The following is a 19,122-nucleotide window of genomic DNA, read 5'->3' on the forward strand; positions in this document are numbered from 1 at the left end:
TGGCTTCAGCGCAAGTGGCAAGCGCCCTGAGTTATAGAATTCCAAAACGATTCGACCAGACCAACCTGGATCAATACGGTGTGCAGTAACATGTACCATTAAACCTAAACGCGCTAATGAAGATCGTCCATCTAACCAGCCAACGATATTGGCAGGTAAATCAACCGACTCATAGGTTACGGCTAAAGCCAATTGCCCGGGATGTAAGTAAAATTCTTCATCATCGGAAATTTCAATTTCATCACTCATTACTTTTTCAAGTTGAGCAGTAACATCCGATTTTTTACCAGACAAATCGATATATGGAGCACTGTGATCATTAAAAACACGAAATTGATGTCCTAAACGAACGTCAACTGTCAAACCACTAATGCTTTCTTCTGACGGCGCTGGAGACATGGCAATCTTGCCTTCAGCTAAATACTTCTTTATATCCCTATCACACAATCTCACGGGCGTTTCTCCTAAAACCACCTTGGTGATTACCAGGTGGGGATTTCATATCAATACTTTAATTGTCTATTCTTACGATGTCAGCAATTTAGCAATATGCGCTTTTAGAACATCAATCGCAATACGGTTTTTACCACCACGAGGTACAATGATATCCGCATGTTGCTTTGATGGTTCAATAAACTGCATGAACATAGGGCGAACGGTTTTTTGATATTGCTTTAATACCGACTCCATCGTACGACCGCGTTCTTCAACATCACGTTTCACACGACGTAATAAGCAGATATCTAAAGGTGTGTCCATGAAGACAGATGCATGCATTAAATTACGTAAACGAGGCTCAGTTAATAGCAAAATACCCTCTAAAATGATCACCTTTTTCGGTGTCATCAAGGTAGTTTGTTTAGTGCGGGTATGCTCTGAGTAACTGTATTCAGGAATTTCAACAGATTCACCTTGAACCAGATTCTCTAATTGTTCGCATAATAAGTCATGGTCTAAGGCGTTTGGATGGTCATAGTTGGTTTTAACTCGATCTTCCATGCTCAAATGACTTTGGTCACGGTAGTAACAGTCTTCTGTAATAACGCCAATTTGATGATCACCAACTTTTGCACGTAACTCTTTATAAATGGTGCTTGCAATTAAGCTCTTCCCTGAAGCCGATGCGCCGGCAATTCCTACAATGACGCATTTGTTTTTTTCAGGCATGTTTTGTTGTTCTGACATGTAAAGCACCCAGCTTAATAGTGACAAGGAATTCCAAATATGACCAAGCGTCATGAAAGCATGATGACTTGGGGAAATTGAAGATTTAAACCGCTAGATTATATACCCAAACGCTTGCAAGGTGCGAGTTTCAAGAAGAAATTATTAACCTATAATACAAATGAAGATTGAAAAATAAGCAGCTTGAGATCAAGCGCTTATTTCTCAATCAATTCTTTTATCAGCTAACATCAACAAACATAATATTTTCTGCTCGCGGCTTACCTTGCCAGAATAAATTGGCTGCAACATGTGAAGCCAATTGGAGATAGATCTGAGTATGATCACTATCCGGTCTTGCAGCGACAGTTGGGCAACCATTATCAAGATCACTTCTTAGATTGATATGCAGTGGAATTTGGGCAAGTAAGGTTAAGTTGGCATCTTGCGCCATTTTTTGCGCCCCCCCCTCACCAAATATAGCTTCATGATGACCACACTGAGAGCAAATGTGGTAACTCATATTTTCAATAATACCAAGCACTGGTACATCAACTTTATCGAACATAGTAACACCTTTACGAGCATCTGCGAGAGCTAGATCTTGTGGCGTAGTAACTACTAGCGCAGCCGTAACAGGAACTTGCTGAGATAAGGTCAACTGAATATCGCCTGTACCCGGTGGCATATCGATCACTAGATAATCAAGATCCGGCCACAAGGTTTCATTCAATATTTGGGCTAATGCTTTTGAGGCCATCGGGCCTCGCCAGATTGCGGCATCTTGGTCGGCAATTAAATAGCCAATCGAATTGGTATATAAACCATGAGCTTCAACAGGAATCATCCACTTATTGTCACGGACGCCAGGCTTTTCACCTTGAGTACCTAACATTAAAGGAACCGATGGGCCATAAATATCAGCATCAAGCAAACCAACTTTGGCTCCTAAAGCTTGTAATGCAAGAGCAAAATTAACCGCTGTCGTCGATTTACCTACCCCACCTTTTGCCGAGGTCACTGCAATAATATTTTTCACCCCTTTCACTGCTTGTCCGTGAGGGGTTTGCAATGGCTTCACTCGTACTGAAACTTGTGTGCTAGGAAAACGTGCATCTTGTTGAGCTTGTAAATCACACCAACTCTGAAGATCCGCTTTTAAATCTTGATAATAAAAAGGCAAAGCAAGATTCACATAATCATCACTAAAGTGAACCAGGTTTGGCATATCTGCCCAGCCTTCAATCAACGCTTCGTGCTCAAACTGATTTAAGCGATGTAAATACTCATCTTTTGATAATAGTGAATGTGATGAAAAATCAGACATGAAACCTCTCTATCATATGGCGTCAATTCAATCCTAGCAGTTATATACTGAAATAACTTCAAAATGCATCAACGAATAGGCTTTTCTTAGTTATAGAAAAAATAAATCATTAGCAAGCTTATGCGTTCTTGAAGTTAGTTGGGTATCGGGTAGAATCAAAGGCAAAGTTTTATGATGATAATGCACTCTTTACTCCCTTACTTTATCTGTTCATCTCCAGCTAAAAATAATGAGTAATTGTGCTTTGTCTTTCTCCAAGAATAAGAAGCGAAAATATAATATGGCAACTGATCCAAGAAAAATTTTAGTAACCTGTGCACTTCCATACGCTAATGGTTCTATTCACCTCGGCCACATGCTTGAGCATATTCAAGCGGATATTTGGGTCCGTTACCAACGCTTACGTGGTAATACCGTAAACTTTATCTGTGCGGATGATGCCCATGGTACGCCGATCATGCTGAAAGCTCAGCAACTTGGTATCAAACCTGAAGAGATGATTGCAGAAGTTCAAAAAGAACATGAACAAGATTTCTCAGGTTTTAACATCAGCTTTGATAACTACCATAGCACTCATAGTGATGAAAACCGCGAATTAGCGTCAATGATTTATCTTCGCTTAAAAGAAAATGGCTTTATTACTAGCCGTACTATTTCTCAACTTTTCGATCCAGAAAAAGAAATGTTCCTACCAGACCGTTTCGTAAAAGGTACTTGCCCTAAGTGTAAAACTGAAGATCAATACGGTGATAACTGTGATGCTTGTGGCGAAACTTATAGCCCAACCGATCTTATCAATCCAAAGTCTGCGGTTTCTGGTGCGACTCCAATAATGAAAGATTCTGAGCATTTCTTCTTTGACTTGCCACAGTTCCAAAGCATGTTAAAAGAGTGGACACGTTCTGGCTCTCTGCAATCTGAAACTGCAAACAAAATGCAAGAATGGTTTGAATCCGGTCTACAACAATGGGATATCTCTCGTGATGCACCTTATTTTGGTTTTGAAATTCCAGGTGAGAAAAACAAATTCTTCTACGTATGGTTAGATGCGCCAATTGGCTACATGGGTTCATTCAAAAACCTATGCAACAAGCGTGATGATTTAAGCTTTGACGAATACTGGAAACAAGACAGTACCACTGAACTTTACCACTTCATTGGTAAAGATATTGTGTATTTCCACAGCTTATTCTGGCCAGCAATGCTTGATGGCGCAGGTTTCCGTAAACCAAATAACGTGTTTGTACATGGTTATGTCACAGTTAACGGCGCAAAAATGTCAAAATCAAAAGGCACATTTGTTAAAGCGAGCACTTACCTTAAACACTTAGATCCTGAATGTTTACGTTATTACTACGCCGCTAAACTAAACAGCCGTATTGATGATCTTGACTTGAATCTAGAAGATTTCACTCAACGTGTAAACTCAGATGTAGTAAACAAAATTGTTAACCTAGCTTCTCGTAACGCAGGTTTCATCACTAAGCGCTTTGAAGGCAAGCTTTCTAGCAACTTTACTGAAATGGCCCTATATCAAGAGTTTGTTGATGCAGCGGAGGGCATTGCAGAGCTTTATGAAACTCGTGAATTTGGTCGAGCCATTCGTGAAGTGACCGCACTTGCAGATAAAGCCAACCAATACGTTGATGAAAAAGCCCCTTGGGTGATCGCGAAACAAGAAGGCAAAGACCAAGAGCTACAAGATATTTGTACGGTTGGTATTAACCTATTCCGCGTATTAATGACTTACTTAAAGCCTGTTATGCCAGAACTTGCAGCACGTAGTGAAGCCTTCTTAAATGATACCTTGACATGGGAAACAATGACTTCGCCATTAACCGATCACGAAGTCACCAAGTTTAAAGCACTATTTAACCGTATCGATCCAAAGCATGTTGAAGCAATGATCGAAGCGTCAAAAGAAGATGCGGCTGCAGAAATGGCAGCGAAAGAGCAAGCGGAGGCGTCTGCACAATCAGAACTAGATAAAGAGCCGATTGAAGCTGAAATTGAGTTTGATGATTTTGCTAAAATTGATATGCGTATTGCTAAAATCGTTTCCTGTGAAGCGGTACCGAAAGCCAACAAACTACTTAAATTCCAGTTAGATATTGGTGGCGAAACTCGTCAGGTATTCTCGGGAATCAAGTCTGCTTATACACCAGAAGAACTAGAAGGGAAGTTAACCGTAATGGTTGCTAACTTGAAGCCACGTAAAATGAAGTTTGGCATGTCTGAAGGCATGATTTTAGCCGCTGGCCCTGGTGGTAAAGATCTTTGGATTTTAGAACCACACGAAGGTGCTCAACCTGGCATGCGTGTGATGTAATCACTTCATAGTAAGGATTTCCATCCAGAATCATATAACCCCCAATATTGGCGACCAGTATTGGGGGTTATTTCTATGTAGTTGTCTACATCTATCCTCTTCATACCTGTAAAACTACAGCTTTGTTGCTAGCACTCATTGCACCAATAAGTCGCAATATCGCTCCAATTTATACCAAGCAGAATAAATAAAGTGTCTAACTTTTATCATGGGAATAACGCTTCTCAACCTCCCTAATCTTGGTTCAGATCTTGCATAGTATTCCAATATAATATGAATCCAAAGGAGGTCGTTCATGTTTATCGGAATCAGTATATTACTGCTCATTGGTATTCTCGCCAGTTTGTTCTACTTCAACATTACACGAGAAAAAAGCCACCAGTATCGCTATCGTCTGATTAATCAGTTGCGTCAGCTCATTTATTTGACGCGCCAACATCGAGCCCTCACTCATGCGCATTTAGCTGCAGCGGTCTACTCTGTACAGACTCTAAAGCAAACCAACCTTTCTATTATCGAAATATTGCAGAATCTAAAACTCAGTGCGGGCGCGGATACTGGACCAGAAATTCGTGTGCTATACGATAAAACTCAATCTGTATTGTTAAATTGGACCGAATTTAATATCGCCAAAAATCAACTAGAGCATGGTAGGTTAATTCGTCAAATGATGTTTTTAACTGATGAGGTCATGATTGAATGGCTAATTGATACACATCATGATGATATTGCGGAAGAATATCACCACAGATGGCAAAAAATTCTCGATACCTTAGAAAGTTTGACTCGCTTTAGGATCAGTATTCAGGATATCGACACACCGATTGGACAACAACGTTTTCGTCATCATGCGGTTATGTTAAGTCGAAGAATGAATCAACTTTCATTAATTTGCCCATTAACCATGGCTGATAATGATCAAAATGGCGTGATTCAAACCTTAAAGCATTGGGAACAAGTAGATAACGTTGTAGCGACATCAAAGCAACTCTACTTATTGTCGCTAGAAGCCTCATATTTGATTTTTAACGTTTATGACCAAATACTTTCAGAAACTTGTGAAGAAATTTATTTACCATTAGAGACTATGAACCCAAATAACAGGAGTGACAGCAAGGCAACAAGCAAATGAGCCCCCAAACCTGCAACTTCAAGTACAAAAGAGATAAAAAAACCTGCTACTCAGTAACAGGTTTCTATGTATAACATTCAAAACGTAAATGAATTAGCTATCATCTTCGGTAAAGTTACTTGGAAGATTTTGCTTCATCTTCATCCAGATATGGCCACTTTCAATGCCATAACGACGGATCAAGTTGGGTAACTCTTGGCGATCGTCCTTTTCACACAACACTAATAATTCTTTGTAAAACTGAAGTGCTAACTTTCTCGCTTCGGGGTTGGAAAAGTAAAAGCTACCCACGCGATCATATAATTTCTTAATTCCATTAAATATCAATCCATAGATCTGATTTCCTGAATGGAAAGCTAAACGTTGGAATAACATGTAATCATAAAAATTAAATGTCTTCGCGATGAGAATATCACCTCGCTTTTCTTCATCTTTCTCGTTGTCTTCTTTTACTGACTGTTTTATTTTTTCAGCATAAGGCGACTCTTCAATAAAAGATTCCCATGAATGATGAGATAAAAGCGTTTCACATGAATCAATCACTCGATTTAACGTTTTGATACAAGCTTCAGGGTTAGACTTAAAAGCATACCCCATGAAAATTGGGCTAATACTAGTACGAGCAGCCAATAGATCTTCAACAATACTTGTTGCATTATCGGTATCGAGCGTCATGAGTGTATCAAGAATGTGTAAGCTCGATGTTTCCATGAAATTATTCACTTTGGTTGGTTTACCATGTTGAATAGTCAACCATCCATCACGAGCCAATCGCTGCAACACTTCACGTAACGTCGTTCGAGTAACACCGATCAGCTCAGATAATTCTCTCTCTGCCGGCAAAATAGAACCTGGGGGAAAACGCCCGTTCCAGATACTTTCAATAATATATTTTTCTGCGAATCCTGCAGGGCTCTTTGCCTTAATAACCATGTATTCACTTTACTTAGTTTTAGGAATTTAAATATCACTCATCATACCACTACTTCTAACTTCCTGAAAACCATGATTCCATATTGTATAGAAGACCTATCTCTCATAAATGTCTCAAAATGAGAGATCCCTCCGAAGCTTTATTCAATTGTAATGACAAAAATCTAACTCACTTCCATTTATTTTATTTTTGTCATTTTACTCTTTCTACTTTGCATGTATTCTCATTGCCACAGAAAGCAAACAAAACCACAACACTAGTAACAAAAACATAAACTTAATAGCAACTTTTCATCATAACGACGAAATAGTTTTATATTAACACGTGAAATATTGATCCGCTTCACATATTGATATATCAATCTCGTCATACTGTGCATAAGTTCAAATTTTTGGAGTGAAAAAAGTAAGTTCATGAGTATGTCTTTAGGAAACGCCTTCATTAAAAACTTCCTGGGCAAGGCTCCAGATTGGTATAAAGTTACCATTGTGGCCTTTTTAATCATTAATCCCATCGTATTCTTTTTTATTGACCCTTTTACCGCTGGTTGGTTATTAGTTGCTGAATTTATATTCACTTTAGCTATGGCTTTAAAATGCTACCCATTACAACCTGGTGGCCTATTAGCCATTGAAGCGGTAGCGATGGGAATGACGACAGCAGAACAAATTAAACATGAACTTGCATCTAATATCGAAGTATTGCTGCTATTAATGTTCATGGTAGCTGGCATCTACTTTATGAAGCAGTTGCTACTATTTTTGTTCACTAAAATTTTACTTGGTGTGCGTTCTAAAATTTTACTTTCCATTTCTTTTTGTGTGACCGCTGCTTTCTTATCTGCATTTTTAGATGCTCTAACGGTTATCGCCGTTATCATCAGTGTGGCTATTGGTTTTTACGCTATCTACCACAAAGTTGTTTCTAATCCAGATTCCGAAGCCCATCATGATCACACTACTGATGAACTTATCACTGAAATTACTCGTAATGATTTAGAAGATTACCGCGCATTTTTACGTTCTTTGTTAATGCACGCAGGTGTCGGTACTGCTCTTGGTGGCGTAATGACAATGGTAGGTGAACCACAAAACTTAATTATTGCAGATCAAGCAAGTTGGGAGTTTGGTGAATTTATCTTACGAATGGCCCCTATCACCTTCCCTGTTTTTATATGTGGGATTTTAACTTGTATCGCCGTCGAAAAATTCAAAGTTTTTGGTTATGGCGCAGAGCTACCTGATAATGTTCGAAAAATCTTATTAGAATTCGACTATCAACAACAACAAAAACGTACTAAACAAGATATCGCGAAGCTTTATGTGCAAGCGATTATTGCTATCTGGCTTATCGTAGGGCTGGCTTTCCACCTAGCCGCTGTAGGCCTTATTGGTCTATCCGTGATTATCTTAGCAACTTCATTTACTGGCATTACCGAAGAGCACTCACTAGGTAAAGCCTTTGAAGAAGCGCTACCATTTACTGCCTTACTAGCCGTTTTCTTCGCCGTTGTTGCCGTTATTATCGATCAACATTTATTTAAACCTATCATTGAATCCGTATTGGAATTTGAAGGCAATCAACAAATCACTATGTTCTATATCGCCAATGGATTGTTATCCATGGTCTCTGATAACGTTTTTGTCGGCACGGTTTATATCAATGAAGTAAAAACTGCACTTTTAGATGGTGCTATTACCCGAGATCAATTTGATTTACTGGCAGTAGCGATTAATACCGGAACCAACTTGCCATCTGTTGCAACACCAAATGGTCAAGCTGCTTTCCTATTCTTATTAACTTCAGCACTTGCCCCGTTAATTCGTTTATCTTACGGTCGCATGGTCGTAATGGCATTACCGTACACATTAGTATTAGCCGTCGTTGGCTACTTTGGTATTCAGTTCCTTTTAGAGCCTATGACAACCTATTTCCACTCGATGGGATGGATTACATCATCTACCATTGAAATTGCTACTCAAGGCAGCCCTATTATTGGTCACTAATAACCCATCAATTAAGATTAAGTGGGAATGTTTGTTTACAGACAGCATTTCCCACTTCATAATTTTGAACTATTGATCAATTTAACACTCTGATGCTACAAGTTTTATTTCTTTCATTGTATTTATCGCATTAGACATAAGGAAGTCATTGTGGCTTGGTTATCCTCTATTCATACATTTTCGCAAAAAAGACTCTCATGGATACTATTACTTTCTAGTGTTGTTTTTTTTGAATTATCCGCTTTATATTTCCAACACGTGATGATGCTAGCACCTTGTGTTATGTGTGTTTATGAGCGTGTTGCTTTTATCGGTATCGGTGCATCAGCCATTATCGGACTCTTAAACCCGATGAATAAATGGGTTCGCTGGACGGGACTCGCGTCATGGGGCTATACAAGCTTTCGCGGCTTACAGTTGGCTTTAGAACATGTTGGTTATCAATTTAACCCTTCACCTTTTGCTACTTGCGATATTTTCCCTCAGTTCCCGAGTTGGGCACCACTTAATCAATGGGTCCCTTGGATGTTTGAACCCACGGGTGATTGCTCTAAAATCATATGGCAATTTTTAGACCTTTCAATGCCACAATGGCTTGTGGTGATATTCAGCATTAATTTAGCGGTACTTGCTGTCATCGTGCTATCTCAATTCGTAAAATCCAAATAAAAATAGGGCGACTTTCGTTGCCCTATCTTCTATAGCTCTATAGCAATACGTTATTCACTTCTAGCACAACAATGTTTAAACTTTTTACCACTACCACATACACACGCATCATTACGGCCAACCTCTTTGTATGGATTGATACTTTGTGCTTTTGTGCCTTGCAGCGCTTCGTCGGCAGCTTTTGCTACTTCGTTAATCATGATATTAAGCTGAGGTAACAATGCAGATAAAGTCGGTGGCACTTTGATTCCTGCCTCTACCATTTGTTGCTGTGTTGACTCTTCATCAATCGCAAGCATCAAAGTCGTTAATAATCCTTGTAGCATACGTACTGTGCCATCAGGGATTTCAGCCACTTCATTCCAACCCGCTTCAATCACTGGCCACACCGTCATAAAGCCTTCGGCAAACTCAGCTAAATCTTGATGTTTATTTGGTTCAATGCTTAATAGTGCTAACACATCATATTCACAAGCCATCAAGTGAGCATATTGTAATTCAAAATGACGCGTTAAATTTGCTTCTGCTTGCTGTTTATCTAGCTCAACCAAAGGCGCAATCCAAACACCAGGCGGCAAAACTTTTGGCGTCATATTAGCGGCCAAAATAGCCCCTTCTATAAAAGCTGGCGTATATTCGGTGTTTTCTAAATTGATATGTTCAATTAGAGGCATTTAGATTTCTCATACTTTAAGTTTCCGCTTAGTGTAACGACTCATTAAAAAAGAACCAAATAAGTTTGTTTAGTTAACTCCCTTGGTAGCTAGGAACTTGGGAATATAGCAGTGACAATACGGATGGAACCCACTACAATCTGCAACCTATTTTTAAACTGTTCTGGAGAAAGCCATGCGAGTCGTATTAGGCCCGATGGAAGGTGTGCTTGACCATTTAATGCGTGAATTACTGACTGACATTAATGATTACGATCTTTGTGTCACTGAGTTTGTGCGTGTTGTCGATCAGTTATTACCCGAACATGTTTTTACTCGCTTGTGCCCAGAACTATTCCAAGGTTCAAAAACTCGCTCAGGGACACCTGTCCGACTACAACTGCTTGGGCAAAATCCTAACTGGATGGCCGAAAATGCCATACGGGCTGTTGAACTAGGCTCACAAGGCATTGATCTTAACTTTGGTTGCCCAGCAAAAATGGTTAACAAGAGTAAAGGTGGCGCAGCTTTATTACAGCATCCTGAATTGATATATCAAATTGTGAGCGCTTGTCGTAAAGCCGTACCAAGTAATATTGTGGTCTCGGCCAAAATTCGCTTAGGTTGGGAAGATCCACAGGATTGTTTTGAGATCGCAGATGCGATACAACAAGCTGGTGCCGATGAATTAACCGTACATGGCCGTACCAAAATGGGAGGCTATAAAGCCAGTGAAATCAAATGGGAATATATCGAGCAAATAAAACAGCATAGCCAGATACCGATTATTGCCAATGGTGAGATTTGGAGCTACCAAGATGGACAAGCTTGCCTTGAACAAACGAAAGCCGATGCTTTAATGGTATGCCGAGGCGCGTTTAATCTACCCAACTTGGGAAATGCAGTGAAATACAATGAAAGCGCGATGCCTTGGGAACAAGTTGTTGATTTGATGCTCAACTACTCTGAGTTTGAAATTGAAGGAGATAAAGGCCTATACTACCCAAATAGAATCAAACAGTGGCTTTCGTATCTACGTCATGAGTACACACAGGCTGATGACTTATTTCGCAATATTCGCCGCTACAATAAAGCACAGCCTATCGTGGACTATATTAAATCCATTCAATATTAATTTGTATAACCTTGTGGCTATTAATCAATGTCAAGACACCACTCCTCCTATCAATAATAAATACACATTGATAAGAGAAGTGAATCAAATTTCAGTTCTTAATTTAACCCAGTAACAAGCTATCGTCTGAAAGTTCTTCTCCCCTCACCTTGCTAAACATCTCAAGTAAATCTGATACTTGCATGCCTTGTCGTTTATCACTTTCGACATCAAGCACTATTTCACCTTGGTGCAGCATGATGGTTCTATCACCACAATCTAGAGCATCTTTCATCGAGTGAGTCACCATCATCGCAGTGAGATCAAATTCTTTAATCACCGTTTTGGTTAAATCAATAACAAAAGCCGCCATTCTTGGATCTAACGCCGCAGTATGCTCATCAAGAAGCAGCAATTTGCTATCAGATAACGTTGCCATGATAAGGCTGACTGCTTGACGTTGACCACCTGAAAGCAAACCAATATTGTCACCTAAGCGATCTTCAAGCCCCAAACCTAGAATACTGATTCGCTCTTGAAACAATTTACGGCGTTTATTGGTGAGCGCCATTGTCCAACCTCGACGCTTACCACGCATATAAGCAATGGCCATATTTTCTTCGATGGTTAGATCGCCACAAGTACCTGCAAGTGGATCCTGAAAGACTCGCGCGCACATGTTGGCTCTTTGATCAACAGAACGCTTTGTCACATCAACATTATCAATAATGACATTACCACCAATCATTGGAGTTTCACCGGTCACTGCACCTAATAAAGTCGATTTACCCGCACCATTGGAGCCTATTACTGTCAAAAATTGATGCTGAGGAACATTCAATGATACTTTTCTTAACGCTTTATTCTCTAGAACCGTACCCGGGTTAAATGTCACCTCAATATTTTTGAGTTCAATCATAAAGCCCCCTTAGCTGCGCGCTTGGCTTTCATATTACTTTTAATTTTCGGTGCAACTAGAGCCGCCGCAACCAAAATAGCCGTCACTAAATTTAAGTCTGATGCTTGCATACCAAACATGCCGGTATTGAGCGCAAACTGGATAGCAATACGATATAAAACCGAACCAACAATCACGGCAACGACTGCGACCCAAATTTTACGACTAGGGATCAATGTCTGACCAAGAATAACTGCAGCCAAGCCGACTACAATCGTTCCTACCCCAGAAGTCACATCCGCAAAGCCATTGGTTTGAGCCAACACTGCTCCTGCAAAACCAACTAATCCATTTGAAAGTGCCAAGCCAAAGTATGTGTAAAACCCCGTACTTGCACCTTGTGCCGCAACCATTCGCGCATTAACACCTGTCGCTCTCAGAGCAAGGCCAAAATCACTATTAAGCAAACGAATAATAATTAACGCAGAAATGATAACGATAATCGCCACTGCTAAAGGTCGAACAAACAAGGTGCCTGCAAAAGCATCTAATGGTGTAAATATTGTTTCTTCACCTAACAAGGATAAATTGGGTCTTCCCATAATACGAATATTAATCGAGAAAGCCGCTAACATAGTCAAAATGGAAGCAAGTAAATGCAAGATCCCACAACGTACCGCAAGAAAAGCCGTGACTAAGCCACTGATCCCACCCACAACAAATGCCATTGCTGTGGCGATCCACGGATTAACACCTGATACTAATGCCGCCGCCGCAACCGCAGCCCCCATTGGAAAACTGCCGTCTACCGTTAGATCAGGAAAGTCTAAAACTCGAAAAGTAAGGTAAACACCTAGTGCAACTAAACCATAGACTAGGCCTAGCTCTAAAGCGCCATAAAAGGCAAAAGCAGACATAAATACTCCCTCGCTGCTTATACCAATCGCACTAATTATATGATCATTCTTACTTGTTAAAAGCCTCGATAACTGCGTTATAAATTTTGATTGTAGAGCAACTACTTATCGAAAATTTACGCCTTGTTCTCAAGGCTTTTTCCTTCGCAATTTTTGATCACCTAATTAATTTGATTGGTATGAATATTACCGCTATTTAACGACTGGTAATAAAATCCCCCAATTCAATTTGGAGAATACAATCCAATATTAAAGGCAACTAACTGAAATTAGCTGCCTTATCACAACCTTACTTTTTATACACTTCAGCACGATCTAAAATCGATTGAGGAATCTCAATCCCTAGTTTATCCGCTGATTGCTGATTGATAATTAAATCGGAAGCTTTAGCTACCGTAACAGGCAGATCAGTCGGCTTCTTACCTTCAAAAATCGCAGCAACATAATCAGCCGTTTGTACACCAACTTGATAGTAATCTGCACCTAGAGCAATCACTGCACCACTTTCAATATAAGTAGTTGAAGCCGCAAAAACGGGTTTCTTCGCTTGATTCGCAGCCGCTACCATACCATCAATGGCACTCGCAACCGTGTTATCGATCATCGCGTAAATCACATCTGATTTTGCCACGATAGCTTGAGTCGCCGACTGAACATCCGCACTTTTCAATGCAGTACTTTCAACAATTTGAACATTACGCGTTTTTGCTTCAACTTTAAGCAAATTAATCAACGCAACTGCATTGGCTTCACCTGGGTTATACACCACACCAATCGTTTTAAGGTTAGGAAGCAACTCTTTCATTAAATCGATATGCTGGCCTATCGGAGATAGATCGGAAAGCCCAGTTACATTCCCAGAAGGGTTATCAAGGCTCTTAACTAACTTCGCTTCTACAGGGTCGGTCACTGCCGTAAAGACGATAGGAATATTCTTGGTGGTTGCTGCTAATGCTTGAGCAGAAGGTGTGGCGATACCAACTAATACATCAGCGCCTTCTCCGACAAATTGGCGGGCAATCTGAGAAGCGATGGCAGGATTACCCTGAGCGGTTCGATATTCAAACTCCAAATTCTTGCCTTCTTCGTATCCCTTTGCTTTTAGCCCATCAATTAATCCATTGCGGGATGCATCAAGTGCGGGATGTTCAACAATTTGTGATACTGATACTTTGTAAGTTTCAGCCATAGCACCTGTGGTAGTGAGTAATGCCGCACCTGCAAAAATTGCACTTGCGAAAAGTTGTTTTGCTTTCATCTTGACTCCTTGATTCAGCAATAAAATGTTGTGTTTATACCCTATTATCTGGGTAACTTTATTATTAATATCTAGACAGATCCGATCTGCCATGAACATATTCTTACCAGTTAATGTATATAAAAGGAAGTAACAGATAATAAAATAGCAACAAAGCCCTAATAACTAATTATTAGGGCTTTGTTTTTGTTGAACAGAAGCAAGGATTGATATTTAGAACCAACGCTCTAATGCACTTTCATCAAGTTGACGAAACGCTCTTTTAAGCATAGCGGCTAACTCTTTATAACGAGGCTTGGATTTTATAGGTTCTTGTGCCGCACCTGATTCCGCGACTTTTTGATATAATTCTCTATACCAATTAGCAAGACTAGGAGGCAATACGGTATTAGAGCGAGTACCAAGCCACCAAATTCCTTGCAAAGGTAAGCTAATCGCAAACAAAGCGATCACTATGGCTTGCGGCATTGCATTGTAATTCTGCAAGCTCATTTGTAGCAACACACTTATGGCCGCGACGGCAGGCATGGCTTTAATGCCAAACTTAGTGGCTTTTATTATACGTTGTTCAGGAAACATAGGTGCAAGCTCTTTACGAACAGGCCAAAGATCCATGTACTGTTGACCATCTTTAAAACGGTGAATAAACCCTGTTTGACTCATAATTCCTCCACCCACTAAAATAAAATAAAATAACAAAAAATCAACAAAAACTGCAATAAAATTGACTAAAGTTAATATTCATTAAAAATTTTTTGTTATCTTAGGATATAATCGTTATCCTTTGCGCGCTTTTATAATCTCAGTTGCTTTATTACAAAGAAAACCGAGAATTGTGTCGCATTAAATCAATTTTATCGCCTTTGTCTCTCATGCAATTAAGCATCAAAAGTAAGGGCATATTTAAAGAATAATACGTTGATCCCCGATTGTCGTCTATTCTTGAAATTGTTTTATTTCATTACAGTCATTTTTTGTACGAATACAGGTATTCACTCATGTCAAAGCTAGTCCTAGTTTTAAACTGTGGTAGTTCTTCACTAAAATTTGCAATCGTTGATGCGGAATCTGGCGATGAGCTTCTAACCGGCCTTTCCGAATGTTTAGGTCTTCCAGAAGCACGTATTAAATGGAAACTAGATGGAAAGCATGAAGCTCAATTAGGGAACGGTGCTGCGCACGCTGAAGCGTTAAAATTCATCGTTGACACTATTCTTGCTTCTAAACCAGAACTAGGTGAAGGCCTTGGCGCTATCGGTCACCGCGTGGTACACGGCGGTGAAAACTTCACATCATCTGTACTCATTACTGATGCTGTTATTCAAGAAATCAAAGATGTAACCACACTAGCACCACTTCATAACCCTGCTGCTATTGCTGGTATGGAAGCAGCTAAAGTTGCATTCCCTAGCCTTAAAAATGTTGCGGTATTCGATACAGCGTTCCACCAAACAATGCCAGAAGAAGCATTCTTATATGCGATCCCATACAACCTATATACTGAAAACAGCATTCGCCGTTACGGTATGCATGGTACTTCTCACCTATTTATTACCCGTGAAGTTGCTAACATCATGGATAAGCCAGTTGAAGACGTTAACATTATCAACTGTCATTTAGGGAATGGCGCATCAATTTGTGCGATTAAAAATGGTCAATCAGTTGATACTTCAATGGGGCTAACACCATTAGAAGGCTTAGTAATGGGTACACGTTGTGGTGATATCGATCCTGCAATCATCTTCCACATGCATGATGCACTTGGTTATTCGGTTGAACAAATCAACACTATCCTAACCAAAGAATCAGGATTACTAGGTCTAACTCAAGTGACTTCTGATTGCCGTTTTGTGGAAGACAACTACCAAGACAAACCAGAAGCAGCCCGTGCAATGAACGTATTCTGCCATCGTCTTGCTAAATACATTGCAGGCTACACAGCAACGCTTGATGGCCGTTTAGATGCAATCGTATTTACAGGTGGTATCGGTGAGAATTCTGGCCCTATCCGTCAGCTTGTTCTAGAGCGTCTTGCACTTCTAGGTGTTGAAGTTGATAGCGAGAAAAACCTTGCTGCTCGCTTCGGTGGTGAAGGTGTAATCACTTCAGACAACAGTCGTGTACCAGCGATGGTTATCTCAACCAATGAAGAATTGGTTATCGCTGAAGATACAGCACGTCTAGCGGGTCTTTAATAATTCACAGGCTAACCTCGCGTTAGCCTGTTTTCTTTTAAGCTGTGTATTTTCTACTCAGTTACTTTCAATAGTTAGAGGAAATAATTCTATGTCTCGTACTATTATGCTTGTTCCTATTAGCGCTGGTGTTGGTCTTACTAGCGTAAGCTTAGGCGTCTTACGTGCTATGGAACGTAAGGGTGTAAATGTTTCGTTTTTCAAACCTATCGCTCAACCTCGTAGTGGCGATGATATCCCAGATCTAACATCATCAATAATCTCAGCAAGTAGTGACCTCAAAATTGCTGAACCAACGATGATGTCAGAAGCTGAATCTATGATCAGTAATGAAAAAATGGATGTGCTTCTTGAGCAAATCGTTGAGCGTTATAACGCAATCAGCAATAGCTCTGAAGTCGTTCTTATCGAAGGTCTAGTTCCGACTCGTAAGCATCCTTTTGCTAACCAAGTAAATGCAGAAATTGCGAAAACACTTGGTGCTGAAATTGTATTTGTTGCCACTCCTGGTACTAACAACCCTACGCAATTAAAAGAGCGTATTGATGTTGCTTGTTCAAACTTTGGGGGCACCAAAAATAAATCAATTTCAGGTGTTATCATCAACAAGTTAAATGCACCGGTTGATGAAGCTGGTCGTACTCGTCCAGATCTTTCTGAGATTTTTGACGAAACCGATAACACAGTTCAAGCTAACATCGAAGTAATGCAAATTTTCAACTCTAGCCCAATTCGCGTGCTAGGTTGTGTACCTTGGAAAGTTGAGTTAATTGCAACTCGTGCTATCGATATGGCAAAACACTTAAATGCGGATATTATCAACGCGGGTGAAATTAACTCTCGTCGTATCAAGAGCATCACTTTCTGTGCACGCTCTCTACCAAATATGATTGAGCACTTTAAGCCAGGTTCATTACTGGTCACTTCAGCTGACCGTCCAGACGTTATCGTTGCGGCTGCTCTAGCATCAATGAATGGCGTAGAAATCGGTGCGATCTTGCTAACTGGTGGTTACGACATCCCTGCTTCTATTGCTGATTTATGTAAACCGGCATTTGACGCTGGCCTACCGATTTTCAAAGCGCAAGGTAACACATGGCAGACGTCATTAAACCTACAAAGTTTCAACCTAGAAGTTCCCGCTGATGATAAAGAACGTATCGAATTCATCAATGATCACGTAGCAAGCCACATTGATGGTCCTTGGATTGATTCTCTATCTGAAGGTACTCAAGGTATTCGTCGTCTAAGCCCACCAGCATTCCGTTACCAATTAACTGAGTTTGCTCGTCGTGCTGGCAAGCGTATCGTACTTCCTGAAGGTGATGAACCACGTACCGTTAAAGCAGCAGCAATCTGTGCTGAACGTGGTATTGCAGAATGTGTACTTCTAGGTAACCCTGATGAGATCAAACGCGTTGCAGCTCAACAAGGTGTTGAACTAGGCGCTGGTGTAACCATAATCAACTCTGATGAAGTTCGCGAAAACTACGTAGCGCGTCTAGTCGAACTACGTGGTGCGAAAGGCATGACTGAAGTTGTGGCTCGCGAGAAACTGGAAGATTCAGTATTCCTAGGCACTATGATGCTAGAAGCGGGTGAAGTTGATGGCCTAGTATCAGGCGCAGTTCACACTACAGCTAATACTATTGTACCTCCGTTCCAAATCATCAAAACGGCACCAGGTGCGTCAATCGTATCATCTGTATTCTTCATGCTATTACCTGACCAAGTATTGGTTTATGGTGACTGTGCGATCAACCCAGATCCAAACGCAGAGCAACTTGCAGAAATCGCAATTCAATCTGCTGATTCAGCCAAAGCATTCGGTATTGATCCACGCGTTGCTATGATCTCATACTCTACCGGTACATCTGGTAAAGGTGCAGACGTAGATAAAGTACGTGAAGCAACCAAAATCGCTCAAGAGAAACGTCCTGATCTCGTTATCGACGGCCCTCTACAATACGATGCAGCTATCATGGAAAATGTTGCCGCTTCTAAAGCGCCTAACTCTCCTGTAGCAGGTAAAGCAACCGTATTTGTATTCCCAGACCTAAACACTGGTAACACAACATACAAAGCGGTACAGCGTTCTGCAGACCTAGTATCTATCGGTCCAATGCTTCAAGGTATGCGTAAGCCTGTTAATGACTTGTCTCGTGGTGCTCTAGTAGACGATATCGTTTACACGGTTGCACTAACAGCAATTCAAGCGGATCAAGCAGCACAAGCTTAATAAGCTAAAAGCTAAAACGAGTCATCTCCGTTGATGAAAATCAGCGGGGATTTTTTATATATAAGTTAAACTAAGTTAAACTTATATAATAGTTCTGAATCTATTGTTGGAGACAAAATGGTGGAGATTATCATTAGGCTGGATAAACCAATATTTAGATGCCTTACAGATGAAGAAGTGTTCTTTCAACGGATACTCGAGCTTAAGGGACTAACTCAATATACTCAAAAAGCAGAGACATTATATTTGTCGTTTTTAAGCACCGATCATCATGCGGTCACTCAAGC

At 40.3% G+C, this 19,122-nt stretch carries 16 protein-coding genes; 7 read left to right on the forward strand and 9 right to left on the reverse strand.

All coding sequences use genetic code 11. The annotated features are described in order from the left end of the window. The 3 genes from dcd to apbC all read right to left on the reverse strand — a co-directional run. On the reverse strand, nucleotides 1–453 hold a 453-nt coding region (dcd, locus tag ACE3G9_RS09445), incomplete at its 3' end, for a dCTP deaminase (RefSeq protein ID WP_449218997.1). Between the two features lie 72 nt (nucleotides 454–525). Further along, entirely contained in the window at nucleotides 526–1,167 is a 642-nt protein-coding gene (gene udk, locus ACE3G9_RS09450) for a uridine kinase (RefSeq protein ID WP_417879487.1), read from the reverse strand. Nucleotides 1,168–1,405: 238 nt separating this feature from the next. Then, nucleotides 1,406–2,491, reverse strand: a complete 1,086-nt coding sequence (apbC, locus tag ACE3G9_RS09455) for an iron-sulfur cluster carrier protein ApbC (RefSeq protein WP_449218998.1) — start codon at nucleotides 2,489–2,491, stop codon at nucleotides 1,406–1,408. 280 nt (nucleotides 2,492–2,771) lie between these two features. Between apbC and metG the strand changes: the two genes are divergently transcribed. Together metG and ACE3G9_RS09465 are read left to right on the forward strand one after the other, a co-directional pair. Continuing rightward, nucleotides 2,772–4,820, forward strand: a complete 2,049-nt coding sequence (gene metG, locus ACE3G9_RS09460; RefSeq protein WP_449218999.1) for a methionine--tRNA ligase — start codon at nucleotides 2,772–2,774, stop codon at nucleotides 4,818–4,820. A gap of 295 nt (nucleotides 4,821–5,115) precedes the next feature. Beyond that, nucleotides 5,116–5,952 carry a hypothetical protein gene (locus ACE3G9_RS09465; protein ID WP_449219000.1) on the forward strand — a complete coding sequence of 279 codons (837 nt, stop codon included), beginning with the start codon at nucleotides 5,116–5,118 and terminating at the stop codon, nucleotides 5,950–5,952. A 93-nt stretch (nucleotides 5,953–6,045) separates the two neighbouring features. Here ACE3G9_RS09465 and fadR read toward each other — a convergent pair whose 3' ends face one another. Next, nucleotides 6,046–6,885, reverse strand: coding sequence for a fatty acid metabolism transcriptional regulator FadR (gene fadR, locus ACE3G9_RS09470; protein ID WP_417879155.1), 840 nt, complete (start codon nucleotides 6,883–6,885; stop codon nucleotides 6,046–6,048). Nucleotides 6,886–7,299: 414 nt separating this feature from the next. Here fadR and nhaB point away from each other — a divergent pair, with 414 nt between their 5' ends. Together nhaB and dsbB are read left to right on the forward strand one after the other, a co-directional pair. Next, complete coding sequence (gene nhaB / locus ACE3G9_RS09475; protein ID WP_417879156.1) at nucleotides 7,300–8,892, forward strand: Na(+)/H(+) antiporter NhaB; 1,593 nt, start codon at nucleotides 7,300–7,302, stop codon at nucleotides 8,890–8,892. A 150-nt stretch (nucleotides 8,893–9,042) separates the two neighbouring features. Then, nucleotides 9,043–9,561, forward strand: coding sequence for a disulfide bond formation protein DsbB (gene dsbB, locus ACE3G9_RS09480; protein ID WP_449219001.1), 519 nt, complete (start codon nucleotides 9,043–9,045; stop codon nucleotides 9,559–9,561). 50 nt (nucleotides 9,562–9,611) lie between these two features. On the opposite strand, the gene ACE3G9_RS09485 is transcribed toward dsbB, so the two are convergent. Next, nucleotides 9,612–10,235 (reverse strand): SEC-C metal-binding domain-containing protein, encoded by a 624-nt coding sequence (locus ACE3G9_RS09485; protein ID WP_449219002.1) that lies wholly within the window; start codon nucleotides 10,233–10,235, stop codon nucleotides 9,612–9,614. A gap of 175 nt (nucleotides 10,236–10,410) precedes the next feature. On the opposite strand from ACE3G9_RS09485, the gene dusC reads away from it, so the two are divergent. After that, entirely contained in the window at nucleotides 10,411–11,349 is a 939-nt protein-coding gene (dusC, locus tag ACE3G9_RS09490; protein WP_417879159.1) for a tRNA dihydrouridine(16) synthase DusC, read from the forward strand. A 103-nt stretch (nucleotides 11,350–11,452) separates the two neighbouring features. On the opposite strand, the gene ACE3G9_RS09495 is transcribed toward dusC, so the two are convergent. The 4 genes from ACE3G9_RS09495 to yfbV all read right to left on the reverse strand — a co-directional run bounded on the left by ACE3G9_RS09495 (nucleotide 11,453) and on the right by yfbV (nucleotide 15,064). Beyond that, nucleotides 11,453–12,247 carry an ABC transporter ATP-binding protein gene (locus ACE3G9_RS09495; RefSeq protein ID WP_089123220.1) on the reverse strand — a complete coding sequence of 265 codons (795 nt, stop codon included), beginning with the start codon at nucleotides 12,245–12,247 and terminating at the stop codon, nucleotides 11,453–11,455. Then, nucleotides 12,244–13,143, reverse strand: coding sequence for an ABC transporter permease (locus tag ACE3G9_RS09500; protein WP_417879160.1), 900 nt, complete (start codon nucleotides 13,141–13,143; stop codon nucleotides 12,244–12,246). The genes ACE3G9_RS09495 and ACE3G9_RS09500 overlap by 4 nt, the downstream gene beginning before the upstream one ends. A 289-nt stretch (nucleotides 13,144–13,432) precedes the next feature. After that, complete coding sequence (locus ACE3G9_RS09505; protein ID WP_449219003.1) at nucleotides 13,433–14,401, reverse strand: ABC transporter substrate-binding protein; 969 nt, start codon at nucleotides 14,399–14,401, stop codon at nucleotides 13,433–13,435. Nucleotides 14,402–14,614: 213 nt separating this feature from the next. Continuing rightward, entirely contained in the window at nucleotides 14,615–15,064 is a 450-nt protein-coding gene (gene yfbV, locus ACE3G9_RS09510) for a terminus macrodomain insulation protein YfbV (protein ID WP_417879162.1), read from the reverse strand. A 335-nt stretch (nucleotides 15,065–15,399) separates the two neighbouring features. Between yfbV and ACE3G9_RS09515 the strand changes: the two genes are divergently transcribed. Then, nucleotides 15,400–16,596, forward strand: coding sequence for an acetate kinase (locus ACE3G9_RS09515; RefSeq protein ID WP_417879163.1), 1,197 nt, complete (start codon nucleotides 15,400–15,402; stop codon nucleotides 16,594–16,596). 91 nt (nucleotides 16,597–16,687) lie between these two features. Continuing rightward, on the forward strand, nucleotides 16,688–18,835 hold the full coding sequence (gene pta / locus ACE3G9_RS09520) for a phosphate acetyltransferase (RefSeq protein ID WP_417879164.1): 2,148 nt from the start codon (nucleotides 16,688–16,690) through the stop codon (nucleotides 18,833–18,835). Nucleotides 18,836–19,122: the final 287 nt, after the last annotated feature.

This window comes from Vibrio sp. E150_018, from assembly GCF_053544035.1.